At 57.4% G+C, this 26,662-nt stretch carries 29 protein-coding genes and 2 tRNA genes; 11 read left to right on the top strand and 20 right to left on the bottom strand.

The window, feature by feature from the left end:
* Positions 1-45 precede the first annotated feature (45 nt).
* Positions 46-1,068, top strand: a complete 1,023-nt coding sequence (gene mtnA / locus NP77_RS03185; protein ID WP_039659012.1) for an S-methyl-5-thioribose-1-phosphate isomerase — start codon at positions 46-48, stop codon at positions 1,066-1,068.
* Between the two features lie 55 nt (positions 1,069-1,123).
* Here mtnA and NP77_RS03180 read toward each other — a convergent pair whose 3' ends face one another.
* Genes NP77_RS03180 through NP77_RS03170 form a run of 3 tightly spaced genes read right to left on the bottom strand, consistent with a single transcriptional unit; the run spans position 1,124 to position 2,962 of the window.
* Positions 1,124-1,666, bottom strand: coding sequence for an acireductone dioxygenase (locus NP77_RS03180; protein WP_039659011.1), 543 nt, complete (start codon positions 1,664-1,666; stop codon positions 1,124-1,126).
* 1 nt (position 1,667) lies between these two features.
* Positions 1,668-2,351, bottom strand: coding sequence for an acireductone synthase (gene mtnC, locus NP77_RS03175; protein ID WP_008924833.1), 684 nt, complete (start codon positions 2,349-2,351; stop codon positions 1,668-1,670).
* On the bottom strand, positions 2,348-2,962 hold the full coding sequence (locus NP77_RS03170; RefSeq protein WP_003852577.1) for a methylthioribulose 1-phosphate dehydratase: 615 nt from the start codon (positions 2,960-2,962) through the stop codon (positions 2,348-2,350). The genes mtnC and NP77_RS03170 overlap by 4 nt, the downstream gene beginning before the upstream one ends.
* 332 nt (positions 2,963-3,294) lie before the next feature.
* On the opposite strand from NP77_RS03170, the gene NP77_RS03165 reads away from it, so the two are divergent.
* Positions 3,295-4,455, top strand: coding sequence for a pyridoxal phosphate-dependent aminotransferase (locus NP77_RS03165; protein ID WP_039659009.1), 1,161 nt, complete (start codon positions 3,295-3,297; stop codon positions 4,453-4,455).
* Positions 4,443-5,210, top strand: coding sequence for an amidohydrolase (locus NP77_RS03160; protein ID WP_003852575.1), 768 nt, complete (start codon positions 4,443-4,445; stop codon positions 5,208-5,210). The genes NP77_RS03165 and NP77_RS03160 overlap by 13 nt, the downstream gene beginning before the upstream one ends.
* Positions 5,211-5,221: 11 nt before the next feature.
* Here the strand turns inward: NP77_RS03160 and uraH are convergent, their stop codons facing one another.
* From uraH to hpxU, 9 genes are all read right to left on the bottom strand, one after another.
* On the bottom strand, positions 5,222-5,557 hold the full coding sequence (gene uraH / locus NP77_RS03155; RefSeq protein ID WP_003852574.1) for a hydroxyisourate hydrolase: 336 nt from the start codon (positions 5,555-5,557) through the stop codon (positions 5,222-5,224).
* The gene (gene uraD, locus NP77_RS03150; RefSeq protein WP_039659007.1) at positions 5,554-6,048 is read right to left on the bottom strand and encodes a 2-oxo-4-hydroxy-4-carboxy-5-ureidoimidazoline decarboxylase; all 495 of its coding nucleotides are present in this window, start codon (positions 6,046-6,048) and stop codon (positions 5,554-5,556) included. Before uraD ends, uraH begins: the two co-directional genes overlap by 4 nt.
* Positions 6,049-6,051: 3 nt before the next feature.
* The gene (hpxK, locus tag NP77_RS03145) at positions 6,052-7,305 is read right to left on the bottom strand and encodes an allantoate amidohydrolase (protein ID WP_039659006.1); all 1,254 of its coding nucleotides are present in this window, start codon (positions 7,303-7,305) and stop codon (positions 6,052-6,054) included.
* A complete protein-coding gene (locus NP77_RS03140; RefSeq protein ID WP_039659280.1) occupies positions 7,302-8,537 on the bottom strand; it encodes an alanine--glyoxylate aminotransferase family protein in 1,236 nt (411 codons plus the stop codon). The genes hpxK and NP77_RS03140 overlap by 4 nt, the downstream gene beginning before the upstream one ends.
* Positions 8,538-8,757: 220 nt before the next feature.
* On the bottom strand, positions 8,758-9,489 hold the full coding sequence (locus NP77_RS03135) for an amino acid ABC transporter ATP-binding protein (protein WP_008924827.1): 732 nt from the start codon (positions 9,487-9,489) through the stop codon (positions 8,758-8,760).
* The gene (locus NP77_RS03130; protein ID WP_033742952.1) at positions 9,470-10,126 is read right to left on the bottom strand and encodes an amino acid ABC transporter permease; all 657 of its coding nucleotides are present in this window, start codon (positions 10,124-10,126) and stop codon (positions 9,470-9,472) included. Before NP77_RS03130 ends, NP77_RS03135 begins: the two co-directional genes overlap by 20 nt.
* Positions 10,126-10,794, bottom strand: coding sequence for an amino acid ABC transporter permease (locus NP77_RS03125; protein WP_008924825.1), 669 nt, complete (start codon positions 10,792-10,794; stop codon positions 10,126-10,128). Before NP77_RS03125 ends, NP77_RS03130 begins: the two co-directional genes overlap by 1 nt.
* Before the next feature lie 10 nt (positions 10,795-10,804).
* Positions 10,805-11,590 carry a transporter substrate-binding domain-containing protein gene (locus tag NP77_RS03120; protein ID WP_003852569.1) on the bottom strand — a complete coding sequence of 262 codons (786 nt, stop codon included), beginning with the start codon at positions 11,588-11,590 and terminating at the stop codon, positions 10,805-10,807.
* 191 nt (positions 11,591-11,781) lie between these two features.
* The gene (gene hpxU / locus NP77_RS03115; protein WP_039659004.1) at positions 11,782-12,621 is read right to left on the bottom strand and encodes a MurR/RpiR family transcriptional regulator HpxU; all 840 of its coding nucleotides are present in this window, start codon (positions 12,619-12,621) and stop codon (positions 11,782-11,784) included.
* Between the two features lie 151 nt (positions 12,622-12,772).
* On the opposite strand from hpxU, the gene NP77_RS03110 reads away from it, so the two are divergent.
* The 4 genes from NP77_RS03110 to hpxZ are packed head-to-tail and all read left to right on the top strand — an operon-like array spanning position 12,773 to position 16,328.
* Positions 12,773-14,359 carry a gamma-glutamyltransferase family protein gene (locus tag NP77_RS03110; RefSeq protein WP_039659002.1) on the top strand — a complete coding sequence of 529 codons (1,587 nt, stop codon included), beginning with the start codon at positions 12,773-12,775 and terminating at the stop codon, positions 14,357-14,359.
* Between the two features lie 12 nt (positions 14,360-14,371).
* Positions 14,372-14,554: an oxalurate catabolism protein HpxX gene (gene hpxX / locus NP77_RS03105; protein WP_003852562.1), complete on the top strand. Its 183-nt coding sequence runs from the start codon at positions 14,372-14,374 to the stop codon at positions 14,552-14,554.
* Positions 14,551-15,948, top strand: a complete 1,398-nt coding sequence (locus NP77_RS03100; RefSeq protein ID WP_039659000.1) for an AtzE family amidohydrolase — start codon at positions 14,551-14,553, stop codon at positions 15,946-15,948. The genes hpxX and NP77_RS03100 overlap by 4 nt, the downstream gene beginning before the upstream one ends.
* Complete coding sequence (gene hpxZ / locus NP77_RS03095) at positions 15,948-16,328, top strand: oxalurate catabolism protein HpxZ (RefSeq protein WP_003852558.1); 381 nt, start codon at positions 15,948-15,950, stop codon at positions 16,326-16,328. The genes NP77_RS03100 and hpxZ overlap by 1 nt, the downstream gene beginning before the upstream one ends.
* Positions 16,329-16,378: 50 nt before the next feature.
* Here hpxZ and puuE read toward each other — a convergent pair whose 3' ends face one another.
* From puuE to NP77_RS03080, 3 genes are read right to left on the bottom strand one after another with little or no spacing between them, the layout of a single operon-like run.
* On the bottom strand, positions 16,379-17,332 hold the full coding sequence (gene puuE / locus NP77_RS03090; RefSeq protein ID WP_039658999.1) for an allantoinase PuuE: 954 nt from the start codon (positions 17,330-17,332) through the stop codon (positions 16,379-16,381).
* A 32-nt stretch (positions 17,333-17,364) separates the two neighbouring features.
* The gene (gene hpxA, locus NP77_RS03085) at positions 17,365-18,096 is read right to left on the bottom strand and encodes an allantoin racemase (RefSeq protein WP_003852554.1); all 732 of its coding nucleotides are present in this window, start codon (positions 18,094-18,096) and stop codon (positions 17,365-17,367) included.
* On the bottom strand, positions 18,093-18,815 hold the full coding sequence (locus tag NP77_RS03080; protein ID WP_039658997.1) for a GntR family transcriptional regulator: 723 nt from the start codon (positions 18,813-18,815) through the stop codon (positions 18,093-18,095). Before NP77_RS03080 ends, hpxA begins: the two co-directional genes overlap by 4 nt.
* A gap of 143 nt (positions 18,816-18,958) precedes the next feature.
* Here NP77_RS03080 and NP77_RS03075 point away from each other — a divergent pair, with 143 nt between their 5' ends.
* Positions 18,959-20,467 carry an NCS1 family nucleobase:cation symporter-1 gene (locus tag NP77_RS03075; protein ID WP_003852551.1) on the top strand — a complete coding sequence of 503 codons (1,509 nt, stop codon included), beginning with the start codon at positions 18,959-18,961 and terminating at the stop codon, positions 20,465-20,467.
* Positions 20,468-20,516: 49 nt separating this feature from the next.
* Here the strand turns inward: NP77_RS03075 and NP77_RS03070 are convergent.
* Both NP77_RS03070 and dnaQ read right to left on the bottom strand, forming a co-directional pair.
* Positions 20,517-20,593 (bottom strand) — tRNA-Asp (locus NP77_RS03070).
* Positions 20,594-20,727: 134 nt separating this feature from the next.
* A complete protein-coding gene (gene dnaQ, locus NP77_RS03065; protein ID WP_003852550.1) occupies positions 20,728-21,459 on the bottom strand; it encodes a DNA polymerase III subunit epsilon in 732 nt (243 codons plus the stop codon).
* Between the two features lie 51 nt (positions 21,460-21,510).
* Between dnaQ and rnhA the strand changes: the two genes are divergently transcribed.
* Entirely contained in the window at positions 21,511-21,978 is a 468-nt protein-coding gene (rnhA, locus tag NP77_RS03060) for a ribonuclease HI (RefSeq protein ID WP_003852549.1), read from the top strand.
* Here the strand turns inward: rnhA and NP77_RS03055 are convergent.
* Complete coding sequence (locus NP77_RS03055) at positions 21,960-22,697, bottom strand: class I SAM-dependent methyltransferase (protein ID WP_003852547.1); 738 nt, start codon at positions 22,695-22,697, stop codon at positions 21,960-21,962. The genes rnhA and NP77_RS03055 overlap by 19 nt on opposite strands.
* Before the next feature lie 42 nt (positions 22,698-22,739).
* On the opposite strand from NP77_RS03055, the gene gloB reads away from it, so the two are divergent.
* Both gloB and mltD read left to right on the top strand, forming a co-directional pair.
* The gene (gene gloB, locus NP77_RS03050) at positions 22,740-23,495 is read left to right on the top strand and encodes a hydroxyacylglutathione hydrolase (RefSeq protein ID WP_003852545.1); all 756 of its coding nucleotides are present in this window, start codon (positions 22,740-22,742) and stop codon (positions 23,493-23,495) included.
* A 71-nt stretch (positions 23,496-23,566) separates the two neighbouring features.
* Entirely contained in the window at positions 23,567-24,943 is a 1,377-nt protein-coding gene (gene mltD / locus NP77_RS03045; protein WP_033742950.1) for a murein transglycosylase D, read from the top strand.
* A 110-nt stretch (positions 24,944-25,053) separates the two neighbouring features.
* On the opposite strand, the gene NP77_RS03040 is transcribed toward mltD, so the two are convergent.
* Both NP77_RS03040 and NP77_RS03035 read right to left on the bottom strand, forming a co-directional pair.
* The gene (locus NP77_RS03040; RefSeq protein ID WP_033762764.1) at positions 25,054-25,845 is read right to left on the bottom strand and encodes an endonuclease/exonuclease/phosphatase family protein; all 792 of its coding nucleotides are present in this window, start codon (positions 25,843-25,845) and stop codon (positions 25,054-25,056) included.
* A 634-nt stretch (positions 25,846-26,479) separates the two neighbouring features.
* Positions 26,480-26,556: transfer RNA gene (locus tag NP77_RS03035), tRNA-Asp, on the bottom strand.
* Positions 26,557-26,662 lie beyond the last annotated feature (106 nt).

Here is a 26,662-nt window from a genome sequence, read left to right as displayed (position 1 = left end):
GTTGGCACAATACGCATCATTAACGCAACATGGATTTCACCCACAATGCAGACACTTCAAACCACCAGCTTACAGGTTCGTGACAATCAGCTCTGGATTCTGGATCAGCAGGCACTGCCGCAGCAGAAGAACTGGCTGCCCGCGCACAGCGTGCATCAACTGATTGAACATATTCATGCACTGCGGGTGCGCGGTGCGCCGCTAATCGGCCTCTCTGCCTCGCTGCTGCTGGCGCTGCTGGCAGAACAGGGGCAGCCGCGCGCTGAACTGGCTCAGGCGCTGGAGACCCTGCGCGCCGCCCGCCCTACCGCCGTCAACCTGATGAACAATCTTGACCGGATGAAAGGGGCGCTGGCCCAGCGGGACTTTGCGCCTGCGCTGGCTCAGGAAGCCTGGCGGCTGGTGCAGGAGGATAAGCAACTGTGTGATGCCATCGCTGATGCGGGTTGCACGCTGGTGAAACCTAATAGCCAGCTGCTGACTCACTGTAATACCGGCGGGCTGGCAACGGCGGGTGTGGGTACCGCGCTGGGCGTCATTGCCCGTGCCCATCAGCAGGGCCTGATTAAGAATGTGTGGGTTGATGAGACCCGTCCGCTGTTACAGGGCGGCCGCTTAACCGCCTGGGAACTGGGCGAGCTGGCGGTTCCCTACACCCTGATTACCGACTCCATGGCCGCCAGCCTCATGGCCCGTGGCGACGTAGATGCGGTGTGGGTCGGCGCTGACCGCATTGCCGCCAATGGCGATGTCGCCAATAAGATCGGCACCTACAGCCTGGCGGTGCTGGCGCATTATCATCAGATCCCGTTCTACGTGGCGGCCCCGCATACCACGCTGGATCGCAGCTGCCCTGACGGCGCAGCGATTCCCATTGAGCAGCGCGCCGCCAGTGAAGTGACGGGCGTTGCCGGCAGTTTTGGCAGCGTGCAGTGGGCGCCAGAAGCAGCCTGGGTTTATAACCCGGCGTTTGACGTAACGCCAGCGGCGCTGATCAGCGGCTGGGTGCTGGACACCGGCGTGGTGACGCCTGACCAGGTGCAGGACGGCATCTTCCAGCCGCAGTAATGGTCTGCGAGGCGTTTGCCGCTATGGCAGACGCCTCGCATAACAGGCTGACAGATTACGCCAGACGCGGATAGGCATCCGCTATCTTATCGCCGGTAAAGTTCGCCACCCAGCCTTCCTGATTGTCGAAAATACGGATAGCCGTGAAGTGGGGTGACGACCCCATATCAAACCAGTGCGGCGTTCCCGCTGGCACTGAGATCAGATCGTTTTTTTCGCAAAGGATCTGCAGGATCTCGCCATCCAGATGCAGGCAGAACAGCCCGGCACCCTCGACAAAGAAACGCACTTCATCTTCGCCGTGCGTATGTTCATTGAGAAATTTCTCCCGCAGCACGGTTTTCTGCGGGTTATCAGCACGCATGCTGATCACATCCCAGCTCTGATAGCCCTTTTCCGCCACCAGCCGATCAATCGCATGCTGATAGGCGTTGATCACCGTTTCGGGATCCGGATTTTCACCCAAATCACGATCGGCTTCCCAGCGCTCAAAACGGACACCTTTTACATTCAGGCGGTCACGAATCGCTTCCGCGTCAGTGCTGTGCCACACCGGCTGGCTGGCTTCACGGTCGGTAAAAATAGTCAGTGCGCTCATGCTAAATCGACTCCGGGTTAATCTGAGAAAAATCCGTCACCTGACGATGGCGGCTCTCATTATCCGCATCGCCACGCAGTAATTGCAATGTCTGCCAGCCCGCCTCTGCGGCGGCATCCAGCTCCTGATGAATATCAGAGAGAAACAGCAGCTGCTCCGCTGGCTGCCCCATCTCAGCGGCAATAGTGCGATAAGCCGCGACGTCGCGTTTGGCGCCGACGTGGGTGTCAAAATAGCCACTGAACAGGCCAGTAATATCACCTTCATCGCTGTAGCCAAATAACAATTTCTGCGCCGCAACCGAGCCGGAGGAATATACATAGAGTTCAATGCCCTGCGCCTTCCAGCGGCTGAGCGCAGGCACGACGTCGGGATAGAGATGACCGGTAAAACTGCCGTTCACGTAGCCATCGCGCCAGATCATGCCCTGCAACGCCTTCAGGCCGGTCGATTTGCGATCCTGGTCCATAAAGCCCAGCAGAATATCTGTCACGCCAGCCAGATCGGCCTGCGGCTGACCGGCTTCTTCGCGCACCGACTGCAGTGCGGCCGCCACGTCGGGCTGGTGCGCATTTTCACGCAGGAAATCCGGCAGATGCTTGCGGGCATAGGGAAACAGGATGTTATGTACAAAGCGGATATCGCTGGTAGTGCCTTCGATATCAGTAACAATGGCGCGAATCATGCTTTCTCCAGCAGGCGACGTTGACGTTCACATTCAAATAAAAATTCCAGACCTTCCAGATGACGGCGGGCTTCGCTGACATCCCGGCCCCAGCAGGTTAAGCCGTGGCCGCGCAGCAGAAAACCGTAACGCAGCGGAAAACGTGCGGCGTAATCTTCAATTTCTGACGCCAGCGCCGCGATATCCTGGCTATTGTCGAACACGGGAATCGCCAGCGTATCCAGGTGAGTATGCTGACCACTTAACGATTTTTGCATCTCATAGCCGTGCAGCAATAGCGCCGCACCCTGCTCCACCCGCGACAGCACGGTCGAATTCACCGTGTGGGTGTGCAGCACCGCGCCCGCCTCAGGAAAGAGGCGATAGATCATCGTGTGCAGGCCGGTTTCTGCCGACGGCTTACGGCCAGAGAGCGACTGGCTGGTGGCGATATCGACCTCAATAAAGTCATCCCGCGTCAGCGTGCCTTTATCTTTGCCCGATTCACTCAGCAGGCAGACATGTTCATCGCGGCGCACGGACATATTTCCGCCGGTGGCCGGTGCCCAGCCTTTTTCGCCAATCCAGTGACAGGCGGCGACCAGCTGATCTAACGGAAGACTCTGCGACATAAAGGTTCCTTACGGTGAAATGTAATCCCGGGTAAGCAAACGCTGCTGACGCGCGGATCATGACGCATGCAAATGCTAAATGGACCGTGTGTAACATGGCGCATATAAATGCGAAATGATCCGTGTGTCAGCAAGGCGGCAAGCGCGCTTATCCCGGGGAGCTTACATGAGTAAGTGACTCGGGTAAGCAAGTGCAGCCAACACCGCTGACGCGCGGAGCATGAAGCATTTAGCCGTCTAAGCGTCTTGATTGCCAAATACTATCATCCTGTTTATAGTGGCACAAACACCGGGTGACACCGCATCAATTTTCGCGCTTAAGGCCTGACACCATGACGCAGCACAACCTGATCCCCGAGAGTAAACTTCCCTTACTCGGCACCACGATTTTCAGCCAGATGAGTGCGCTGGCGCAGCAGCATAACGCCATCAATCTCTCTCAGGGCTTTCCCGATTTCAGCGGCCCGGACTATCTGCAGCAGCGGCTGGCGTATCACGTCAGCCAGGGCGCGAATCAATATGCGCCGATGACCGGTGCGCTGCCGTTACGCGAGGCGATAGCGGAGAAAACCGCGCGACTTTATGATTACCGCCCGGATGTTGACGCGGAGATTACGGTGACGGCGGGCGCGACCGAAGCGCTCTATGCGGCGATTACCGCACTGGTGCGGCCGGGCGATGAGGTGATCTGCTTTGATCCCAGCTACGACAGCTATGCGCCAGCGGTGGAGTTGTCTGGCGGCGTGATGAAACGCATTACGCTGCAGCCGCCCGCTTTTCGGGTGGACTGGCAGGCGTTTGCTGCGCTGCTGAGTGACAAAACCCGGCTGGTGATTCTGAATACGCCGCACAACCCTACCGCTACCGTCTGGCAGCAATCCGATTTCGCCGCGCTGTGGCAGGCGATTTCGGCGCACCCGGTTTATGTGCTAAGCGACGAAGTTTATGAGCACATCTGCTTCGATGAGGCGGGCCACGCCAGTGTGCTGGCCCATCCTGATTTGCGTCAGCGCGCCATCGCGGTGTCGTCGTTTGGCAAGACGTTCCATATGACCGGCTGGAAAGTGGGCTATTGCATTGCCCCTGCGGCGATCAGCGCTGAACTGCGCAAAGTGCATCAATACCTGACCTTCTCGGTGAATACCCCGGCGCAGCTGGCAATCGCCGATATGCTGGGTGAGCATCCGGAACACTATCTTGAGCTACCAGCGTTCTATCGCGATCGCCGCGATAGGCTGGCCACGGCGCTGAGCAACAGCCGCTTTAAGGTTCTGCCCTGCGAAGGGACCTACTTTTTACTGGTCGATTACAGCGCCATCTCCGATCGGGATGATGTCAGTTTCTGCCAGTGGCTGACCCGTGAAGTCGGCGTCGCCGCGATACCCCTGTCGGTGTTCTGCGCCGATGCTTTCCCCCATAAACTGATCCGCCTCTGTTTTGCCAAACAGCCGGCGACATTAGATGCCGCCGCGGAGCGCTTATGTCAGCTTTGAAAATCACGCTATTGCAGGAGACGCTGAGCTGGATGGATGGCGAGGCCAACCTGCGCCATTTTGACGCGCAACTGGCCGGACTTACCGGACGCGATCTGATTATCCTGCCAGAGATGTTTACGACCGGCTTTGCGATGGAGGCGGCGAAAAGCTCGCTGCCAGAGGCGCAGGTGGTTGAGTGGCTGCACCAGCATGCCCGCAGTACCGATGCCCTGGTCGGCGGCAGCGCGGCAATTCAGACAGAACACGGCGCGGTAAACCGCTTTCTGCTGGTCGAACCGGATGGCACGCTGCATCAGTATGACAAGCGTCACCTGTTCCGTATGGCGGACGAGCATCACCACTATCAGCCCGGCGAACAGCGGCAGGTGTTTGAGTGGCGCGGCTGGCGCATTCTGCCGCAAATCTGTTACGACCTGCGCTTCCCGGTCTTCTCGCGCAACCGCAATGATTACGATCTGGCGCTCTATGTCGCCAACTGGCCTGCGCCACGTGCGCTGCACTGGCAGGCGCTGCTGTTAGCGCGGGCGATTGAAAATCAGGCTTACGTGGCAGGCTGTAACCGCGTTGGCAGCGATGGCAATCAGCATCACTACAGTGGCGACAGCCAGATTATTTCACCGCAGGGGGAGATCCTCAGCGCGGCCGAGCCGCATCAGCGCGCCCGGCTGGATGCCGAGCTGTCACTGGACGCGCTTCAGGCTTACCGCGAGCGCTTCCCGGCCTGGCAGGATGCAGACCGGTTTTCGCTGTAAACCACCGCCGGTTAACTGCCGCGATAAGTTGACCAGGACCAGGGCGAAATCAGAAATGGCAGATGAAAATGGCTGCCCGCCTCGGCGATCATAAAATCGATCTGTGCACTGACGTAGAGCGCATCCCGACCGGCGACGGCAAAATAGTCGCCGATTTCCGCCGTTAAACGGTAGTGGCCCGGCGTCAGCGGCTCAGGCGTCAGATCTTTCAGACGCCCGTCGCTGTCCGTTTCACCCTGTGAAATCGGAAACCAGCCTTCCGGGCTGTTCTGCTCCAGTGAAATCGCCACGCCGCTGGCCGGTTTACCCAGCGCCGTGTCGAGAATATGGGTGGTCACAGTGCTCATTGAATCGTCTCCTTAAGGCGTAACAGGGTAATTTCACGCAGTTGATCCAGCGCCTCCTGCTGCTCGGTAACATCGCTATTCTGCAACCGACGCTGCAACTCTGCGAGCATCTGTTCGCCGCTGCGCCCTTTGGCACGAATCAGAAACACCCGGCCAAAACGCGCTTCATACGCCTTATTCCCCTGCTGCATCGCCTGTTGCAGAGCATAATCGGCCTGCTGCATCGCGGACTGCTCCCCACGCGACAGTACAGACTCTTTGTCCGCGCCGTTCGCGCGTTCGCCAATGCGGGGATGGGCCGACAAGGCCGCTTCCAGCTCGGGCTGCTGCCACTGGCGAGCCAGCGCATCGGCAGTGGCCAGTAGCGCCTCAATGGTGGCAAAAGGCCGGCCCGCCACCATCGACTGCTGCCAGTGCGGGATCACCACACAGTGCCGGATGGCCGACTGCGCCTCGTTAGCTGACAGCTGATTAAATGTGGCTAACTCCATATTTTAACTCCGTCCGGCAATCAGCGAGACCGCTTCCAGATAAGCCTGCAGCGCAGGAGCCACATCGTCAACCGCCACCGACTCTGCCGGATGATGACTGATGCCGCGATGGTTACGCACAAATAACATGCCGACCGGCCAGCGTTCAGCGATAGCGATAGCGTCATGCCCGGCCCCGCTCGGCAGTGACAGACTGCGACCCTGCACCGTTTCCACCGCATGGCTCAGCGCCTGTTGCAGCGCGGAGTCACAGGCGGTAGCACCGATGCGATAATATTCGTTCGACTCGAAGCGAAGTCCACGACGCAGCGCAATCGCCTCAGCCTGCGTTAGCAGGCTGGAGAGCAGCGTCTCCAGCGGATTATCCAGCGGACCGCGCACGTCCAGCGACAGCGATACCTCGCCGGGGATCACATTCACTGCACCCGGCGCGCAGTTAATCGTGCCCACAGTCGCGACCAGCTGCGGATCCTGCTCACGGGTGGCCTGCTCGATAAACACCATCCACTCGGCGGCGGCGGCCAGCGCATCTTTGCGATGCGTCATCGGCACCGTTCCCGCATGGCCCGCTTCGCCGGTGAAACGACAGTTGAGGCGGCGCGCACCGTTAATCGCCGTGACCACACCCAGCGCCAGATCTTCCTGCTCCAGACAGGGGCCTTGTTCGATGTGCAGCTCAAGATATCCGACGATATCCTCAACCCGCCGCGCCGCAGATGCGATCCTGTCGCTGTCGAGACCAACATCGGCCATCGCCTGCGCGACAGTAATGCCGTTGCCGTCGGGATGTGTCACCCAGCTTTGCGGCCAACTGCCGGTAATCCCGCGACTGCCCAGCAGCGTAATGCCAAAACGGGTGCCCTCTTCGTCGCCAAAGCCAATCACCTCAATGGCCAGCGGCAGGCGGCGCTGATGTTCATTTAGCCACTGTACGGTTTCAATGGCGCTGAGCACGCCCAGCATCCCGTCGTAGCGGCCGGCGTTGCGCACCGTATCGAGATGGGAGCCGAGCAGCAGCGCAGGCGCACCCGCTTCTGCCGCCTCATAGCGCCCACAGATATTGCCGACTTCATCCTGCCACACCTGCATCCCCGCTGCCTGCATCCACTCACCGACGCAGGCGTTGGCGCGCAGATGTTCCGCCGACAGGTAGACGCGGGTCAGGCCCTCAGCCGTTTCGCTGATCGCTGCCAGCGCATCACAGCGCGCCATCACGCGCTGTGCAGCGGCCTGAGCTTCGCTGGCACTCATCATCATGCCTGGCTCCCGTAGTGATCCCAGGCGGCCTGCGCACCCGCGCCCTGCGGCGTGCGATAACCAACATGAGTCAGCACTGTTTCCAGCGCCGATAGCGTCTGCATCACGCAATCTTTGCGCGCGTTGTAACCCATGGTGCCGATGCGCCACACCTTGCCATGCAGCGGACCAAATGAGGTGCCAATCTCAATGCCGAAATCCTCCAGCATCAGTTTGCGCACCTGATCGCCGTTGACACCTGACGGGATCATCACGCCCAGCACGTTGTTCATCTTGTTTTTCAGATCGCCAAAAGTCTCCAGCCCCATTCCCTGAATGCCTTTCAGCATCGCTTCACCATGCAGTTTGTGACGGGCGATGCCGTTATCCAGCCCTTCCTGCAGGATCAGACGGGCACACTCGCGGGCGCCAAACAGCGCACTGGTCGCTTCGGTGTGATGGTTAAGCCGCTCCGGCCCCCAGTAATCCATGATCATGCCGAGATCAAAATAGTTGGAGTAGATCATTTCATCATCTCCATCCTGATGCGCCTCGGTGCGGATCCCCTGCTCCACGCATTTGCGTTTGCGGATCACCGCTTCCATCTCTGCGCTCAGGGTGATCGGCGACGTGCCCGATGGGCCGCCCAGGCATTTCTGCATCCCCGCCGATACGGCATCCAGTCCCCAGGCATCCGTTTCCAGCGGGTTGCCCGCCAGCGACGCGGTGGCATCGGTGTAGAACAGCACGCCGTACTGTTTACAGATCGCCCCCAGCTGCTCAAGTGGCTGCAGCATGGTGGTCGAGGTATCGCCCTGCACGGTCAGCAGCAGGCGTGGCCGCACTTTTTTGATCGCATCTTCAATCTGGTCCGGGGTAAAGACTTCGCCCCACGGCACTTCGATGGTGTGAACGTCCGCACGACAGCGGCGGGCAATTTCGCACAGCAGATGACCGAAGCGGCCAAACACCGGGACCAGCACTTTGTCGCCAGGGCGGATAGCGGAGAGCAGTATCGATTCGATGCCGGCACGAGAGGTGCCATCAATCAGCAGCGTCCAGCGGTTCTCTGTGCGGAACACGCCGCGATAGAGCGCCATCACTTCGTTCATGTAGTGGGTCATCGCGGGATCGTACTGACCCAGCAGCTGGCTCGACATGGCGCGCAGCACGCGGGGATCGGCGTTGATCGGTCCCGGTCCCATCAGCAGACGCTGTGGCGGATTGAGTTGCGGGTATTGTGTTATATTCATCATCATTTCCTTTTCTGATGCCCGACAGGCTATTTTATTTGCCATTCTGGCCCCGGGCAGTGCTCACACAGGCTGCTTTAGCAACCTGAACGCCCGTAAGGGCGGCCCTGAAGGGGCGAGCACAGCGAGTCATCCTCACGTACTTCGTGTACGCTCCGGTTGTTCCGCGCTGTCCGTGGTCAGACTGTCTGCAACAATAAACGCCTGTCAAACTAAACATTTAGAGACGAACCGAAGAGATAAACTGCTTCAGCTCCGGCGTCTGCGGCTGGGCGAACAGCGTTTTACTGTCGCCCTGCTCCCAGACGCGCCCCTGATGCATAAAGACCACACGATCGCCCACGTCGCGGGCGAAGCTCATTTCATGGGTGACGAGGATCAGCGTCATTCCCTCTGCCGCCAGCTGCTCCAGAACTTTAAGCACTTCGCCCACCAGTTCAGGATCGAGCGCGGAGGTGATCTCATCACAGAGTAAAACTTTCGGCGTCATCGCCAGCGCACGGGCGATCGCCACGCGCTGCTGCTGACCGCCAGAGAGGCTGGCAGGATAGTAGTCAAGACGTTCACCCAGCCCGACTTTCTCCAGCATCTGCGCCGCCAGCGCCCGGCACTCGGCCTCGCTTTTCTTCAGCACCCGGCGCGGCGCCAGCATCACGTTCTCCAGCGCCGTCATGTGCGGGAACAGATTGAAGCTCTGAAATACCATTCCGACCGAGCGGCTGATTTCACGCGCCTGCGAATCACGGTCAGTAATCGTCATCCCGCCGAGCTTGATGCTGCCCTCCTGATAGCCTTCCAGCCCGTTCATACAGCGCAGCAACGTGCTTTTGCCGGATCCACTGCGACCAATGATCGAGATCACCTCGCCCATGTCGATATCCAGATCCACGCCTTTCAACACATGGTTGTCGCCGTAATATTTTTGCACCTGATTAATGGTGATGAGCGGCATTGAATTTTTTCTCCAGATACTGGCTGTAGCGAGACAGCGGATAACACATCAGGAAGTAGCCCAGCGCCACCAGCCCAAAGACTTTAAACGGCTGATAGGTCACGTTGTTCAGAATGGTGCCCGCCTTAGTCAGCTCAATGAAGCCGATTATTGAGGCCAGCGCGGTGCCCTTGATCACCTGCACGGCAAAGCCCACGGTCGGCGCGATACCGATGCGGATCGCCTGGGGTGCCACCACCCGCCATAGCGTCTGACCAAAGGTCAGACCGAGGCAGCGCGACGCTTCCCACTGCCCTTTCGGCAGGGCGCGAATGCTGCCGTACCAGATGTCCACCAGAAAGGCGCTGGTGTAGAAGGTCAATGCCAGCGAAGCTGCGGTCCAGGGCGCGACATCAATGCCGAATAGCCCGACGCCGAAAAATGCCAGGAACAGCTGCATCAGCAGCGGCGTGCCCTGAAACAGCGCGGTGTAACCGCGTATCACGCGCGTCAGCCACTTGCGTTGCAGCAGACGCAGAAACAGCAGTGGCAGCGTTACCAGCGTTCCGCCGGCAAAGGCCACCAGCGACAGTAACAGGGTCCAGCGCGCCGCCAGCAGCAGGTTGCGCAGGATGTCCCAGTCAGTAAAGGTCGTCATCATGATGGCTGCACTCCAAACCATTTACGGCCAATTGCCAGCAGCAGATGGCGCATCGCAATCGACAACGCCAGGTAGATCAGCGTGGTCACCAGATAGACCTCAAAACTTAAGAAGGTGCGCGACTGAATCAGGTTAGCGGCGAAGGTCAGCTCCTCATAAGAAACCTGGGACACCACCGACGACCCCAGCATCACGATGATGCACTGACTGACCAGCGCTGGGTAAATGCGCTGCAGCGCAGGTGGCAACACCACCCGCAAAAATGTCTGGCTGCGGGTTAATCCCAGCACCCGGCCTGCTTCCCACTGCCCTTTGGGCGTGACCTGAATTCCGGCGCGGATGATCTCGGTACTGTAAGCGCCAAGGTTGATCAGCATCGCCAGCAGCGCCGCCTCGCCAGCGGTGAGTTTCAGCCCCAGCGCAGGCAGACCGAAAACAATAAAGAACAGTTGCACCACAAACGGCGTATTGCGGATCAGCTCGACATAGATGCCCCACAGGCGGCTCATCCAGCTGGGTTTGCCGCTGCGCAGCGCCGCGCCCGCAATGCCCAGCGCCACACCACCGGTCGTCGCCAGCACCGTCAGCTGGAGGGTGACCCACAGACCGGAGAGCAGCTCCGGCCAGTAGGGCCACAGGGCGGGAAAGTTAAGTTGCCCGGTCATGAATCCGTCCTCAGGCGCCGAGGTTGGCGGGCAGCGGCGCTTTGAGCCACTCTTCTGACAGTTTATTCAGAGTGCCATCTTTGATGCCCTGCTCAATCAGCGCATTGACTTTCGCTTTCAGCGCAGGCTCATCTTTCTTCAGGCCGATAAAGCAGGGTGAATCTTTCAGCATAAACTGCGCGACAGGCGCTTTAGCCGGATTCTGGCGTGCAATCGCGGCGACCACCAGGTTACCGGTGGCGACATATTGCACCTGACCGGAGAGATAGGCAGACAACGTGGTGTTGTTATCTTCATAGCGTTTTATCTGCGCATCTTTCGGCGCAACGTCGCTGAGCACCATGTCTTCTACCGCACCGCGCGTGACGCCAATCGACTTGCCGCTCAGCGCCGACGCCGCTTTGATCTCATCACCTTTCGGACCAAATACGCCCAGGAAGAACGGCGCATAGGCACGTGTAAAGTCGATCACTTTCTCACGCTCGGCATTTTTACCCATGCTGGAGATAACCAGATCGACCTTGTCAGTTTGCAGATAAGGCACGCGGTTGGCACTGCTGACCGGCACCAGCTGCAACTTAAGTTTCATCTGCTTTGCCAGATATTTCGCCGTGTCGATGTCATACCCCTGCGGCTGCAGGTCAGTGCCGACCGAGCCAAAGGGTGGGAAATCCTGCGGCACAGCGACGCGGATGACACCGCGCTTCTGGATGTCCTGCAGTTGATCGGCCAGCGCACTTCCCGCCTGCGCCATCAGTAATGCTGCAGCTGCTACCGCCATTAAAACTTTTTTCATTATGCACCCCGGTGAGATTAACATGAAACAAAAGATTCTTTGGGATGCATTCTGCAACTAATGTGCCAATGCGGGTGGCAATTAAAAAAGGGTTAGACGGCAGAGAGTTCCGTTGAAACTGGACGTAATCGGGACGATTACGCCGGGAAAGATGTGTTCTGAAATGGGGCAAAGCACCAAAACGGTGCCTGCTAACGGTGCTCCAGTTCGTCAAACTGCTGATACAGGTCAGCGATCTGATGAATCCGCTGACGTCCCTGAGCCAGCATTTCATGCAGCAGGGCATTAGCAATCAGGTTAACCAGACTCATGGCCGCGCTGTAACTGTCAAAAGCGGAGACGCTATCCAGCGGCGTACAAAGCTGCCACCGCGCCAGGGTAATCACCGTCTGCGCCTGCGGCTCACACAGCGCCAGCAGCGGGATACCGGCTGCCTGCAACTGCTGCATCAGCGGGCGAATAATGCGTGGACGACGACGAAAGGCCATCACGATGACCATGTCGTCCGGTGTGATATCCACCAGCTCCTCTGCCAGCGTCTGGCCCGGCTGCGGCAGAATATGCACCTGTGAACGCGCCTGCACCAGTTGCTGGCGCAGGTGCAGCGCCACCGGGTAGGCATTGCGCATACCGATGATAAAGATGCGTTTTGCCTGCGACAGCTGCTGAATAACCTCGTTAAAGTGCTGTGCATCCAGGCTGTTAACCCACTGCGTCAGATTCGCCATCTCCTGCTTATAGTGGCGTGCCAGCAAGGTATTGCCCTGCACGGCATCACGATTATCTGTCAGCGGCATGCCGCTCTGACGCAGGATGCGTAACTCATCACGCATATCTTTGTATTTCTCGTAGCCCAGACGCTTAAACAGCCTGCTGACCGTGGCTTTCGACACACCACTGAGCCGCGCCAGCTCGGCGCTGTTGTAGCTGATCAGGTCATCGAAATGGTCAAACACGAAGTCAGCAATGCGCTGTTCCTGTGGCGAGAGCTGGGGATAGTGACTTCTGAGTCGTTCATCAAGCTGTTGCATAAGGCGTCCTGTAACTTTTGTTTCAGCACTTTTGTTTAGCAAAACCTAGCACAATTTACGCCAGGTTAACCGGCGCATTGTCATCGCAGGGTGAAAACTGGAACAGCTCTTGCTTTGTTATGCGTACTGTCACCCGAAGAATGAGAAAACGATGATTCAAAGCAATATGGCCCCGCAGGGGATGGCGGTGACGCCGCACCATCTGGCGAGTGAAAGCGCACTCGCGGTACTGCGTGATGGCGGTAATGCCATTGAAGCGATGGTGGCCGCCGCCGCAACTATCGCGGTGGTCTATCCACACATGAATGGACTGGGCGGCGACGGTTTCTGGCTGATTCTGCCGCCCGGTGGTGATCCTGTCGCTATCGACGCCAGCGGCGCAGCAGGTTCACTGGCTCACCGCGATTTTTACGCCGATCACCCGAAAATTCCACATCGCGGACCGAAAGCGGCGCTGACCGTAGCCGGTACAGTCAGTGGCTGGCAGGAGGCACTGATGCTCTCTAAGGAGATGGGCACCCCGCCGCTGCCGCTGGCTCGTCTGCTGCGTGATGCCATTCGGTACGCCGCCGACGGCATTCCGGTGACCGCTTCACAGAGCGCCGCCACCGCGACGTTTCGCAGTGAGTTGCAGCATCAACCCGGCTTCAGCGCCACGTTTATGCCTGACGGCGAGGTGCCGCAGCCCGGCAGCCGTTTTACCCAGCCCGCACTGGCGAACACCCTGAGTCAGCTCACCGAAGAGGGACTCGACAGTTTTTATCGCGGCCCGCTGGCTCATCATCTGGCCGACGAGATGGCGACACTGGGCATGCCGGTGACGCTGAACGATCTGCAGCAGCATCGCGCCCGCCGCACAACGCCACTGCACCTCGCACACAGTGAAGGCGACATCTGGAATATCGCCCCGCCGACGCAGGGCATGGTGTCGCTGGCCATCCTCGGCATCACCGACCGGCTGGCGATGGCGGAGGCTGATGACGCGCAGACGGTGCACCGCATCGTTGAAGCCACCAAGAAAGCCTTTGCGCTGCGGGACAAACACATCACCGATCCGCGTCACGTCACCGAAGATCTGCAGGCGCTGCTGGATAGCGATCACCTTGCCACACTCGCCAGCCAGATCACCGATGGTGAGGCGGCAGCCTGGGGGAGCGGACGCGGCCCGGGCGATACCGTCTGGATGGGCGTGATGGACAGCAGCGGTCTGGCGGTCTCCTTTATTCAAAGCATCTATCACGAGTTTGGCAGTGGTGTGGTGCTGCCCGGCACCGGTATTACCTGGCAGAACCGTGGCGCGGCGTTTAGCCTGGATCCTGACCACTTACTCGCCCTTGCGCCCGGCAAGCAGCCGTTTCATACCCTGAATCCCGCCGCTGCGCGCCTGAAAGATGGCCGGACAATGGTGTATGGCGCCATGGGCGGAGATGGTCAGCCGCAGACCCAGGCGGCGATTTTTACCCGCCATGTCATTCAGGGCCTGCCGTTACAGCAGGCGGTCAGTGCGCCGCGCTGGCTGCTGGGCCGGACCTGGGGTCAATCGTCCGACTCACTGAAACTGGAAGGCCGTTTTGACGACGAAACGGTATTGATGCTGCGTCTGTGGGGACATGAGGTGGAAATGCTGCCGGACTTCAGCGAATCCGTGGGCCATGCGGGCGCCATCGTGCGTCACAGCAACGGCATGTTTGAGGGCGCAAGCGATCCGCGCAGTAACGGCAGCGCTGCCGGTTTTTAACAGGAGCGAATCATGAATCAACACGACTGGGCCAGCTACATCGGCCATATGGAGCAGATACTGCAACTGGAACTGGATGACGCCCGCCGCGCTGAACTGCTGATCCAGCTGTCGCGTATCGCGGAGATGGCGGCACCGCTGATGGCGTTTCCGCTGGACGATCGGCTGGAAGTGGCAGGAGTATACCAGGCATGAGATTAGGTGATGTTTCGATTCAGAGCCTGCAACGGGCGATCCAGCAGGGTGAGATCAGCGCGGTGGAGGTAGCGAAGAGCACGCTGCAGGCCGTTGAGCAGCATAATCCGGCGCTGAATGCCTGGACGGAAGTGACCGGGCCGCGCATGTTAAAAGAGGCCAGCGCGATTGATGCGCAGCGGCAGCGCGGCGAAACCCTGCCACCGCTGGCGGGCATCCCGTATGCGGTGAAAAACCTGTTTGATGTGGCGGGTCACAGCACACTGGCCGGTGCCAGCCTGTTCCGCGATCGCCCTGCGGCCCAGGCAGATGCGTTTGCCGTGGAGAAACTGCGTCACGCAGGCGCGCTGCTGTCGGGCATGCTGAACATGGATGCTTATGCCTATGGTTTTACCACCGAAAACAGCCACTATGGTGCGACGCACAATCCGCGCGATCTGAGCCGCGTGGCGGGCGGCTCTTCAGGCGGTTCAGCCGCCGCCGTGGCCGCCGGGCTGGTCCACTTTTCACTGGGCACCGACACCAACGGCTCGATTCGGGTGCCCGCGTCGCTGTGCGGTATTTTTGGTCTTAAGCCAACTTTTGGTCGTCTGTCACGCAGCGGCAGCCATCCGTTTGTCGCCAGCCTTGATCACATCGGCCCACTGGCGCGCCGGGTTGAGGACCTGGCACTGGTGTATGACCTGTTGCAGGGTGCAGACCACGCTGACGCGTTTCAGGCTGACCGTCCACTGGCCGAGACGCTGCCAGGGCTGTCACAGGGCAGCGAAGGATTGCGCTGTGGCGTACTGGGTGGTTTTTTTGCCCGCTGGTGCGATGAGGATGCCCGCGCGGCCGTCGCGGCAGTTGCAGCCGCGCTTGAGGCTCAGGAAGAGGTGCTGATGCCGGAGGCGGAGCTGGCCCGCTCGGCGGCGTTTATCATGACCGCCGCCGAGGGCGGCAATCACTATTTGCCTGCCCTGCGCCAGATGCCGGAGCAGTTTGAACCGAACTCACGTGAGCGTCTGCTGGCCGGTGCCATGATGCCTGGTGCCTGGTATGTGCAGGCACAGCGTTTCCGTCGCCATTTTCAGCAGCAGGTGTTACCGCTGTTTGATCGGTTCGATGTGCTGATCGCCCCAGCGACGCCCTGCAGCGCGATTACTATCGGTCAGCAAACCCTGACGATTCAGGGTGAGTCGCTGCCCGCCAAGGCGAGCATGGGAATGCTGACGCAGCCGATCTCCTTCCTGGGATTGCCGGTCTGTACCGTGCCGCTGGCGACCCGAAGTGGCCTGCCGATTGGATTACAGCTTATCGCCCGTCCGTTTAATGAAGAGGCAGTACTACGCGCCGCCTGGGCACTGGAAAAAAAGGGCATTACGATGCCGCAAATGAATATGGCAGGAGCCTGATGAACAGAGAGATTAATTTACCGCAGGTGCTCACCGAGGTAACGGCGCAGTTTTATCGCTACGAGCAGGCGCTGGTCAGCAATGACGTGGAAGAACTGGATGCGCTGTTCTGGCATGACCCGCGAACCGTGCGTCTCGGGGCGGGAGAGAATCTGTATGGCATTGATGAAATTCGGGCCTTCCGTGCCGCGCGTCCTTCAGCCGGTTTGAACAGGACGCTACGGAACACCGTGATTACGACTTTTGGCGAGGATTATGCGGTCTGCAGCACCGAATTTACCCGCCCTGGCAGCGATAAGATTGGCCGTCAGCAGCAGACCTGGGTACGAATGCCCCACGGCTGGTGCATCGTGGCGGCGCAGGTCAGTCTGATGAGCTGACGGCATCCGGCGCTGCTCCCGTTCAGAACGGGGCAAGCGCCGGAACTGGCTTAAGGTGCCGGGTGAGTTGCGATCCAGTGGTCAGCAATCTGCTGGCGGGTACAGATCCAGACGTCGTCGTGCTGCTGGATGTGATCGAGGAAGTTCTGCAACGCGCGGAATTTGCCAGGGCGACCCAGCAGGCGGCAATGCATGCCGACCGACATCATCTTCGGCGCCGTCTCTCCCTCTTCATACAGCACATCAAAGGTGTCGCGCAGATAGGTGAAGAACTGTTCGGCGGTGTTAAACCCCTGCGGCGAGGCAAAGCGCATATCGTTGCACTCAAGGGTGTAAGGAATAACCAGGTGCGGTTTTACCGTGCCATCCTGGCAGGTAACCTGCGTCCAGAACGGCAGATCATCGCCGTAGTAGTCACTGTCGTAGCTGAACCCACCCTGCTCCACCACCAGCCGACGGGTGTTCGGGCTGTCGCGCCCGGTGTACCAGCCTGTTGGCGCTTTCCCAAACAGATCCACCAGCACATCCACCGCCTGCTGCATATGCTGACGTTCAGTTTTTGCATCCATGCCCTGATAGTGGATCCAGCGCCAGCCGTGGCTGACCACATCGTAGTCCGCCTGTTTAATCGCCTCGACAATTTCCGGATGACGCGCCAGCGCCATCGCCACACCAAAAACGGTTAGCGGCAGACCACGTTTCTGAAATTCATTGTGGATGCGCCAGAAGCCGGCGCGGGAGCCGTACTCATACAGCGACTCCATCGACATGTGACGATCGGTATAGCTGGCTGCACCGATGATGTCGGAGAGGAACTGCTCTGAGCCCGCATCGCCATGCAGCACACTGTTTTCTGCACCCTCTTCGTAATTCAGGACAAACTGCACTGCCACACGGGCGTTATTGGGCCAGGCGGCGTGCGGCGGATTGGCGCCATAACCGATTAAATCGCGCGGATAGTTTTTGTTAAAGCTGTACTCTTTCTTCTCTGCAGCGTCAGTCATTACTCCACCTGTTTTGATTCGGGAAAGTTCCGTTAGTTTAGATGTTGAAACGCACCTGAGAGAGGTTTCTGCAAAGGCCAGGCCAGATCGCCATGTTTGCTGGTGCCAAAACCAAGCGCCACCAGCGACTCGACCATTTTCACCGCTGCGCTGACGCCATCAATCACCGGCAGGCCCAGCTCCTGGGTCAGCGAAGCCGCCAGCGTCGCCATTCCGCCACAACCCAGCACAATCGCCCCGCTGCCATCTTCCCGTTTCGCCTGAATACAGCGCTGCCGCACTTTTTCCTGCGCCAGACCGCTGCCATCCTCCAGCGCCAGTACCGGCAGATCGATGGCATGCAGCGCGGCACAGTGATGGGTAAAGCCATACTGCTGCAACAGATGACGCGCAATCACCAGCGTGCGCGGCAGCGTGGTGACAATGGAGAAGCGTGTCGCCAGCAGCGTGGCGGTATGCATCGCCGCCTCCGCAATGCCGATTACCGGCCCGCTGGCCAGCTCGCGTGCGGCCAGTAAACCCGGATCGCCGAAGCAGGCAATGACATGTCCGCTGACACCCTGCTCCCTGCCCAGCTTGATCTGCTCCAGCACGCCGATGGCGGCGATCGCCTCATCGAAGTGCCCTTCAATGGAGGGCACACCCTGCGACGGCGAAACCGCCAGAATTTCGGTGCCCGGCGCGGCGACCGCACGCGCGGCCTGAGCGATAGTTTCGGTCATCGCCAGACTGGTGTTGGGATTAATGACCTGAATCAGACTCATGAAGCGACTCCAGAGACTGAGGCAAACAGTCGGGAGAAATCGGGCAGGGTTTCTCCGCTGCGCTCAAAGTGCAGGCTGGAAACGATGTGCTCAAAGTGATGCTGAAGCGCGAGAGTCAGCGGTTCCAGCGCACGAGCGCGCAGTAACGCCAGAAGATTTGCGTGATCGTCACAGCGACAGCCGCGCTGCCAGGGCGCGCCCCAGGCGGCAATTACCAGTGAGGAGCGCTGAGTCAGGCTGGTCACCATGCCGGTGAGCACCTGATTACCGGAGATCGCCTGTAGCTGAATATGAAACGCGGCGGAAAGCCGGATGGCTGCCGGACCATCATGATCGGCGTGCGCCTGGTTTTCCTGTGCAATGAGCTGCTCCAGTGCCGCCAGATGCGGAGGCTGCAGATGCGCCAGTACCGCAGGCAGATTGGCGCACTCCATTAAACTGCGGGTTGAGAAGATGTCACGTGCCTCTTCAACGCCGGGTGTCGCCACCTGCGCACCACGTTTGGGCGTCAGGGTGACCATCTGCACCGCCGCGAGGCGCTGCAGCACTTTGCGGATGCCGGTGCGACTCACCCCAAAGACCCCGGAAAGTGCCTCTTCCGGCAATTTACTGCCTGGCGGCAGCTGGTGCTCAACAATAGCGTTCATCAACGCCTGGTAAATCCCTTCATCTTTGTCCTGCAGATGAGTGGCGTCTCGCTGGCCTGTTTTACTCGTCATTACCTGCTCCGGTCGCTCGCTGTGTGCCACTATCGTATACGTGAAAAATAAATATTGTATACAAGAAAACAGATCTGGCCTGAATCCTGCAATACCGTCTTACCAGATTATTCATTCCACTTTCAGGTACAGGAGCAGGTTTCATGCCAAAACAATCAACGGTGGCCAGCGCGGCCTCTGAAGCCAGTGCCCGTTACAGCCCACGGCTTTGTAACGAAGACCTGGCACCGACTCGCAATCAGAACTGGTCGTGGTACAACATCTTCTCTTTCTGGATGTCCGATGTGCACAGCATGGGCGGCTATGTGGTAGCCGCCAGTTTCTTCACGCTGGGATTAGCCAGCTGGCAGGTGCTGCTCTGCCTGCTGGCCGGGATTTGCATCGTGCAAATCTGTGCCAACCTGGTGGCGAAACCGAGCCAGATGGCGGGTGTCCCTTATGCGGTGATCTGCCGTCAGGCGTTTGGCGTGTTTGGCGCCAATATTCCGGCGGTGATTCGCGGGCTGATCGCGTTCGCCTGGTATGGCATTCAGACCTATCTGGCGGCGAATGCCCTGATGCTGGTGCTGCTGAAGTTTGCGCCGTCGCTGACATCAATGACCGTGCCACACTGGCTGGGCCTGTCGCTGCTGGGCTGGTGCTGTTTCGGCATTATGTGGTTACTGCAGGCGATGGTGTTCTGGCACGGCATGAACGCCATTAAGCGGTTTATTGATGTCGCTGGACCGGCGGTCTATGTGGTGATGGTGGCACTGGCGGGCTGGATTGTATACAAGACCGGTTTCGATGGCATCTCATTTACCCTCGCCAGCAAATCGCTGACCGCAGGCGAACAGACCTGGCAGATGATTACGGCCACGGCGCTGGTGGTCTCTTACTTCTCCGGGCCGCTGCTGAACTTCGGTGACTTTTCACGCTACGGCAAGAATATGTCCGAGATTCGTCGCGGCAACCGCTGGGGCCTGCCGTTTAACTTCCTGCTGTTCTCAGTGGTGACGGTGGTGATTGTCTCGGGCACCCAGTCGCTGTTTGGCAAAATGATCACCGATCCTATCGAAACCGTAAGCATGGTCGGCAACGATCTGGCGGTCGCGATTGGCCTGCTGACCATGATTACCGCCACCATCGGCATCAACATCGTGGCGAACTTCGTTTCACCCGCGTTTGACTTCTCGAACTGTTCCCCACAGAAAATCAGCTTCCGCACCGGTGGGATGATCGCCGCCGTTGGTTCAGTGCTGTTAACGCCGTGGAACCTGTTCCAGTCGCCTGAGCTGATTCACTACACCCTGGATGTGCTGGGATCCTTTATCGGGCCGCTGTTCGGGATTCTGTTAACCGATTTCTATCTGATTAAGCGTGGCCGTATCTCAGTCGACGATCTGTTTAATGACACGCCATCTGGTCGTTACTGGTATCGCGGTGGCTTTAACCCCAAAGCGATTGGCGCGCTGCTGCCGTCGGTAGCGATCTGCCTGGTGATTAGTTTTATTCCTTCCCTGCATCAGGTGGCGAACTTCAGCTGGTTCATTGGTGCCGGTCTGGCGGCGGGCTGCTATCGCTTTATCGCCCGTGAAGATCGTGAAGCTGAAGATGTGACCCGCGCGCATGGCGAGGTAGTGGCGCAGAAGAATCAAGCCGTCGCTGAATAGCAGACAGCAAAAAGCCGATTCATTTCTGAATCGGCTTTTTTAAAGAGATTGGCGGAACGGACGGGGCTCGAACCCGCGACCCCCTGCGTGACAGGCAGGTATTCTAACCAACTGAACTACCGCTCCGCGCTTTGTTCCCCGTCGGGAACGAGGCGCATAGTAATGGCAGGTTGTTACGGCGTCAACGCTTTTTCCAGGTGAATAAATCGTTTGCTGTTTTTTTCAGCTTGGCGTTGATTTTATCCACAAAAACAGGCCATTCAGCCACGCCACAGACAGCTGCCACCCTTTTTCATCACCAGATCCAGACGGGACTCATGGGCAACCACTTCCTCTTCGCTGGCCGTAACCACGCGCAGTGCAGAGGCGGGACGGACGATGCGCTGAATGCTCTCTCCCTGCGCCTCACGGGCACTTTCACTTTCCGATAAGAACGAGAGTGACGTCTGACCACCGGTCATGGTCAGGAAGACTTCCGCCAGAATCTCGGCATCAAGCAGTGCGCCGTGCAGAGTACGCTTGGTGTTGTCTATTTCATAACGCGAGCAGAGCGCATCAAGGCTGTTACGCTTGCCGGGAAACATACGACGCGCCAGCGCCAGACTATCGGTAATTTTGCAGAAGGTTTCGGTTTTCTCAATGCCACGGTTCAGCTTTGAGAACTCGTAGTCCATAAAGCCGATATCAAACGGTGCGTTGTGAATGACTAATTCAGCACCGCGAATGTAGTCGAGAAACTCATCAGCGATTTCGCTGAACGCGGGCTTGTCGGCAAGAAATTCATCTGCAATCCCGTGGACACCAAAGGCTTCAGGATCGACCAGCCGATCGGGCTTGAGATACATATGAAAATTGTTGCCGGTCAGGCGACGGTTAATCACCTCCACCGCACCAATCTCAATGATGCGGTGCCCCTCATAATGTACCCCGATCATGTTCATGCCGGTGGTTTCAGTATCGAGAACGATCTGGCGGTTATTTGCAGTGCTCATAAGACCCGTTTTATGTCAGACTTAGCGTTTTTGAGAGGAAGTCTACCAGAGATGCGCAAACAGGTAGAAATATTCACCGATGGATCCTGCCTCGGAAATCCCGGTCCCGGCGGTTATGGTGCGATTTTACGCTACGGTCAGCATGAAAAGACGTTCAGCGCGGGCTATCACCTTACCACCAATAACCGGATGGAGTTGATGGCGGCGATTGTTTCGCTTGAAGCGCTGACTCAACCCTGCGATGTGGTGCTCAGCACCGACAGTCAGTATGTGCGCCAGGGAATCACCAGCTGGATTCATAACTGGAAAAAGCGTGGCTGGAAAACCGCCGATAAAAAGCCAGTAAAGAATGTCGATCTCTGGCAGCGTCTCGACTTAGCACTCAGCACCCACAAAATTCAGTGGGAGTGGGTTAAAGGGCATGCCGGACATCCGGAAAATGAACGCTGCGACGTGCTGGCCCGCACTGCAGCTGAAAACCCTGCCTTTGAAGATATCGGTTATAAAGCCGAGTCCTGATCCTCTGCCTTGCGGAACTGACGCGTCGCGTTGACCGTCTGGCGGATCTTGCTGGTACTCAGGCTCTTCTTTGCCCGTGTCGGCAGCAGCGGGAAGGTGCGTTTACGTGCCACCACAATATTCAGGCAGCCCAGCGCCGGTAAGTGGGCGCTGATCAGTTTCCCGCCCTGTCGATGCCACGGCAGCACCTGAAACCGGGTGCGATAAACCACTTCATAATTCAGCAGCCCCAGCCAGTCGAGCAACCGCATCTGGCTGAACATCCGTCCGCTCCACGGCGCCTTGCGAGTTAATCCCGGCACCATTTTGCTCACGCCAAGCAGGCTGAAGGGATTAAAACCGCTGATGATCATCCAGCCATCATCGATTAACACCCTGTCCACTTCGCGCAATACCCGATGAGGATCCTGGCTCCAGGCGAGCGTATGGGCCATCAGACAGGCATCCACCGACTTCGACTCAAACGGCAACTGCATCGGGTCGGCCAGCACCTGCAACTGCTCACCTTTACTGCCCACATTGACCTGATGTGAAATAGCACAATTTTCTGTGTTGATTTCTGCGCTGAGATTGCCAAGCTTAAGCATATGAAAGCCATATAGCTTTCCGAGGTAAGGCTGAAGCTGCTGCGTTAACGCGTCGCGGAAATACTCTCCCCACGGCATATCGCGCCATGACAGCGGAGCGTTCAGAATCTGGCGTGATTTAGCGGGCTTCATGCTTTACGCTCTTCCTTTTACTACGACCTGCGAGAGGTGATGATGAATCTTACCAGTATTCCTGCGTTGCAGGACAACTACATCTGGGCACTGACGGATGATCAAGGTAAATGCCTGATTGTCGATCCCGGCGAAGCCCAACCGGTGTTAGAAAAAATGGCGTCCAACGGCTGGGAGCCGGTCGCCATCCTGCTGACTCACCACCATAACGATCATACCGGTGGAGTGAAAACCCTGTGTGAGCATTTCCCGCAACTGGAGGTGTACGGCCCTCAGGAAACCGAGGCCAAAGGAGCCAGAACGATCGTCAGCGAAGGGGATAAAGTCACGGTTCTGGGGCTGACTTTCGACGTGATCCACACTCCTGGTCACACTTTAGGACATATCTCATATTACAGTGCGCCTTATCTTTTCTGCGGCGACACCCTCTTTTCGGGTGGCTGTGGACGCCTTTTTGAGGGCACAGCAGAGCAAATGTATGATTCGTTTCAAAAGCTTAATCAGCTACCAGGAGAAACCTTAGTCTGTTGCGCGCATGAATATACTTTATCCAATTTGAAGTTTGCTGCGGCTATTCTGCCTCATGACCCGCAAATAATGGCCGAATATCAGAAAATTAAGGACTTACGCGCTGAAAATGGCATTAGTCTGCCTGTAAAACTGGCGCACGAACGGTCAATTAATTTATTTCTCCGTTCGCAAGACGTTGATTTACAACGCGCTTTAAACGTTAATGTTTCTGATGAACCGCTATGGCATACATTTGCTGTTCTACGCGAGAAGAAAGACGCTTTTTGATTTTTCGGGTTGTGTTGTGAAAAGTCGTCACGTATAGTTGCTCGTCTTTTAAGCGAACTATTGACACACATATGAAGGCTAAAGCGATATTACTCGCCTCAGTCTTGCTGGTGGGATGTCAGGCGTCCAGGAACGATGCCAATATTCCCGAACAGCATGCACAGAGTCTGTCTTCAGCTGGTCAAGGTGAAAATGGAAAGTACGGAGACGAGTTTTTGTCGCCGCGATGGCAGGAAGATGGAACTGGCCTCGCAGCAGACGCAGATCTCTGGAGTTTCATTAGTGACGAGTTGAAGATGGGGATTCCGGAAAACCCGGCAATCCGCGAACAAAAAAGAAAATTTTTAAAAAATAAGAGCTATCTCCACGATGTAACATTACGGGCAGAGCCGTACATGTACTGGATAGTCGAGCAGATACAGAAACGTAAAATGCCGATGGAACTGGTACTGCTACCCATAGTGGAGAGCGCTTTTGACCCCCGGGCAACGTCATCCGCCAATGCCGCTGGCATCTGGCAGATTGTTGCAGCTACGGGTCGAAACTATGGTTTGAAACAAAACCAGTATTACGATGGGCGACGTGATGTGGTCGCATCCACGAAAGTTGCGCTGGATATGATGCAGCGTCTTAACACTATGTTTGACGGTGACTGGTTATTAACCATCGCCGCCTATAACAGTGGTGAAGGACGTGTGCTTAAAGCGATTAAGCAGAACAAGGCGCGCGGTAAGCCGACTGACTTCTGGCATTTATCGCTGCCACGCGAAACAACCGTGTATGTGCCTAAAATGTTAGCTCTGAGTGAACTGCTCAAAAATAACAAGCGTTACGGTATCAAACTGCCGACACCTAATGAAAGTCGTGCTCTGGCGCGAGTGGAAGTGGGTCAGCAGATACAGCTGACGCAGGCTGCCGAAATGGCAGGTATGTCGCTCACGAAACTGAAGAGCTTCAATACCGGCTACAAAGGCGGTGCAACAGCGCCAAACGGCCCGCACTATATTATGGTGCCGAAGTCGAACGTCGCTAAACTGCGTAACTCACTGGCTTCCGGTGACATCGCAGCAGTACAGCCGACGCAGCTTGCAAAAGCCAGCGCGAGTGGCGGGTATAAAGTGCGACGTGGGGATACGCTTTCTGGTATCGCCGCTAAACTTGGCGTCAGCGTCTCGACACTGAAGCAGGAAAACAACCTGCGCGGTGCTGATATCCGACCGGGTCAGACTCTGACTATCGGTTCGAATGGCACCCGACTGGCTGATAACGGCAACAGCATCACCTACCGTGTTCGTAAGGGTGATTCTCTTGACAGTATTGCCCGTCATCACGGCGTCAATATTAAAGACGTGATGCGCTGGAACAGTGTGCTGGACAATGCGAAAGATATTCAACCCGGCGATAACTTAACGCTGTTTGTGAATAATAACGCAACCCCTGATACCTGATACGTTGAAAAGGCTGACAATTGTCAGCCTTTTTCTTTTATGCATCTGCCGCCGTCTACGCATTCCCCTCCCCTTCCCTTGCCTTCTGCTGGCAGCCTTAATGTCTCTTACTAACGTCCTGAACTGAACTCCACCAGTAGCGGATTATGGTCGGACGCGCGCGTGACCAGTACGGATGCTTCGCTCACTCTGAGATCGCGATAGAAGACGAAATCCAGCGGGCGGCCAAACGCTTTACGACGATGGTCGGCAGTAAACATGACTTCTTCCAGTTTCATCCGCTGTGCAAACCGGTAGAGCGCATTGATGCGCTGACGGCTCCATGCATTAAAATCACCGGCCATAATTACCGGTCCCTGGTGGTGCATAATCTGCTCACCAATAGGTCCCAGCTGTTTACTGTAAACGTCCACACCGAGGCTGAAGTTAACCGCATGGATGTTGACGACCATCAGCATATCACCGGCCGGCAGAGGGTAAGCCGTGACCAGTGCCGATTTTGACAGCCTCAGCAGAGGTTCTCGCTCACGTAACGGACAACAATAGACCGGGTGCGCAGAGGCAAGTGTCATCACTCCAGAGGGGTGCTGAGGCAGCACAAACGCGGGCACCTGATCGGCAGCCAGATAGTTACTGGTCGCAAACTCCACCAGTTCAGGTGTGGTCTGCGCCTCCTGCAGTAATACAAGATGTGCATCCTTACCAAATCCTTCCAGTACTGACATCCAATCCGCGCGTTGCTGCTTAAAGATGTTCCATACCAGGACCTTGAGGTTTGGATGCGCTGGCAACGGGGCGCCGGGAGGCAGTGCCTGACCGAGATGGAGCATCGCGCCAGGTGGAAAGATCTGTTCCACTGGTTGTCCTGCTACATATCGCATTGCATAAGTTTTTTTGCGCACTTTCCCGCCTGGCTGATGATTCAAAAATACAGTTAACACCTGTCTGTTATAGGGATTCTAGACCGGGGTTTCAATGGATGCAGGTGAATGTCGGAATTCATCACGCATTTCCAGCATAAAGCAGCCCTTTTACGCTCGCTAAGCAAATCGAGGCAGATCGGGAGGCGATGTTGTCTTTATCATCATTGAGCCCTGTCAGTGGGCAGACAATTAATCAGCTCTGTCTTTGGGTAAGGATATTAGCCGTCTTTCGGACTTTATGATCGATTGTGAAGTGGCGGAGGGAGCACCGTTGCAGTCACTACGTCTGCCGGTCGGGATGCGCCTTAATGCGGTTGACTGCTACGACACTGGGGTGAGCCAGCCTGTGTGCGGGCTTTTATCGTTTTCTTACTGAGTGGACAGCTGAGCAGCGACAGCGTATGTGAACGCTTAAGAGGCTGGCATTGTCGGCGTTTAACCGAACACATTCGTAATGGTGGAATCGACAACGGGATTATTGCTTTATGTTCAGATTATCAGCTGTCGTTAACATGATCCTGCAGATCGATGGGAATCAGTGCGCGAACTTCCCGGGCTGATTTAGCTGCAATGGAAAAAGCCCTGACCGTTAAGTCAGGGCTTTCCAATTAAGTGGCGGAACGGACGGGGCTCGAACCCGCGACCCCCTGCGTGACAGGCAGGTATTCTAACCAACTGAACTACCGCTCCACCGATTCTTTCACAGCTCTCAGCAACGCGCTGATCACCGTCTGTTCCTGTTGCTTTCCTTGTCAGGGGAAAAGGAACGAATTTGATGCCTGGCAGTTCCCTACTC

The sequence above is a fragment of the Pantoea sp. MBLJ3 genome (assembly GCF_000816655.1).
GTDB classification, from domain to species: domain Bacteria; phylum Pseudomonadota; class Gammaproteobacteria; order Enterobacterales; family Enterobacteriaceae; genus Pantoea; species Pantoea eucalypti.
This window is presented reverse-complemented; position numbering and strand designations above follow the sequence as displayed.

Excerpts from the sequence above, each read along its gene's own strand:
- mtnA (WP_039659012.1), top strand. The coding sequence starts at position 46 with ATGCAGACACTTCAAACCACCAGCTTACAGGTTCGTGACAATCAGCTC.
- NP77_RS03180 (WP_039659011.1), bottom strand. The coding sequence starts at position 1,666 with ATGAGCGCACTGACTATTTTTACCGACCGTGAAGCCAGCCAGCCGGTG.
- mtnC (WP_008924833.1), bottom strand. The coding sequence starts at position 2,351 with ATGATTCGCGCCATTGTTACTGATATCGAAGGCACTACCAGCGATATC.
- NP77_RS03170 (WP_003852577.1), bottom strand. The coding sequence starts at position 2,962 with ATGTCGCAGAGTCTTCCGTTAGATCAGCTGGTCGCCGCCTGTCACTGG.
- NP77_RS03165 (WP_039659009.1), top strand. The coding sequence starts at position 3,295 with ATGACGCAGCACAACCTGATCCCCGAGAGTAAACTTCCCTTACTCGGC.
- NP77_RS03160 (WP_003852575.1), top strand. The coding sequence starts at position 4,443 with ATGTCAGCTTTGAAAATCACGCTATTGCAGGAGACGCTGAGCTGGATG.
- uraH (WP_003852574.1), bottom strand. The coding sequence starts at position 5,557 with ATGAGCACTGTGACCACCCATATTCTCGACACGGCGCTGGGTAAACCG.
- uraD (WP_039659007.1), bottom strand. The coding sequence starts at position 6,048 with ATGGAGTTAGCCACATTTAATCAGCTGTCAGCTAACGAGGCGCAGTCG.
- hpxK (WP_039659006.1), bottom strand. The coding sequence starts at position 7,305 with ATGATGATGAGTGCCAGCGAAGCTCAGGCCGCTGCACAGCGCGTGATG.
- NP77_RS03140 (WP_039659280.1), bottom strand. The coding sequence starts at position 8,537 with ATGAATATAACACAATACCCGCAACTCAATCCGCCACAGCGTCTGCTG.
- NP77_RS03135 (WP_008924827.1), bottom strand. The coding sequence starts at position 9,489 with ATGCCGCTCATCACCATTAATCAGGTGCAAAAATATTACGGCGACAAC.
- NP77_RS03130 (WP_033742952.1), bottom strand. The coding sequence starts at position 10,126 with ATGACGACCTTTACTGACTGGGACATCCTGCGCAACCTGCTGCTGGCG.
- NP77_RS03125 (WP_008924825.1), bottom strand. The coding sequence starts at position 10,794 with ATGACCGGGCAACTTAACTTTCCCGCCCTGTGGCCCTACTGGCCGGAG.
- NP77_RS03120 (WP_003852569.1), bottom strand. The coding sequence starts at position 11,590 with ATGAAAAAAGTTTTAATGGCGGTAGCAGCTGCAGCATTACTGATGGCG.
- hpxU (WP_039659004.1), bottom strand. The coding sequence starts at position 12,621 with ATGCAACAGCTTGATGAACGACTCAGAAGTCACTATCCCCAGCTCTCG.
- NP77_RS03110 (WP_039659002.1), top strand. The coding sequence starts at position 12,773 with ATGATTCAAAGCAATATGGCCCCGCAGGGGATGGCGGTGACGCCGCAC.
- hpxX (WP_003852562.1), top strand. The coding sequence starts at position 14,372 with ATGAATCAACACGACTGGGCCAGCTACATCGGCCATATGGAGCAGATA.
- NP77_RS03100 (WP_039659000.1), top strand. The coding sequence starts at position 14,551 with ATGAGATTAGGTGATGTTTCGATTCAGAGCCTGCAACGGGCGATCCAG.
- hpxZ (WP_003852558.1), top strand. The coding sequence starts at position 15,948 with ATGAACAGAGAGATTAATTTACCGCAGGTGCTCACCGAGGTAACGGCG.
- puuE (WP_039658999.1), bottom strand. The coding sequence starts at position 17,332 with ATGACTGACGCTGCAGAGAAGAAAGAGTACAGCTTTAACAAAAACTAT.
- hpxA (WP_003852554.1), bottom strand. The coding sequence starts at position 18,096 with ATGAGTCTGATTCAGGTCATTAATCCCAACACCAGTCTGGCGATGACC.
- NP77_RS03080 (WP_039658997.1), bottom strand. The coding sequence starts at position 18,815 with ATGACGAGTAAAACAGGCCAGCGAGACGCCACTCATCTGCAGGACAAA.
- NP77_RS03075 (WP_003852551.1), top strand. The coding sequence starts at position 18,959 with ATGCCAAAACAATCAACGGTGGCCAGCGCGGCCTCTGAAGCCAGTGCC.
- dnaQ (WP_003852550.1), bottom strand. The coding sequence starts at position 21,459 with ATGAGCACTGCAAATAACCGCCAGATCGTTCTCGATACTGAAACCACC.
- rnhA (WP_003852549.1), top strand. The coding sequence starts at position 21,511 with ATGCGCAAACAGGTAGAAATATTCACCGATGGATCCTGCCTCGGAAAT.
- NP77_RS03055 (WP_003852547.1), bottom strand. The coding sequence starts at position 22,697 with ATGAAGCCCGCTAAATCACGCCAGATTCTGAACGCTCCGCTGTCATGG.
- gloB (WP_003852545.1), top strand. The coding sequence starts at position 22,740 with ATGAATCTTACCAGTATTCCTGCGTTGCAGGACAACTACATCTGGGCA.
- mltD (WP_033742950.1), top strand. The coding sequence starts at position 23,567 with ATGAAGGCTAAAGCGATATTACTCGCCTCAGTCTTGCTGGTGGGATGT.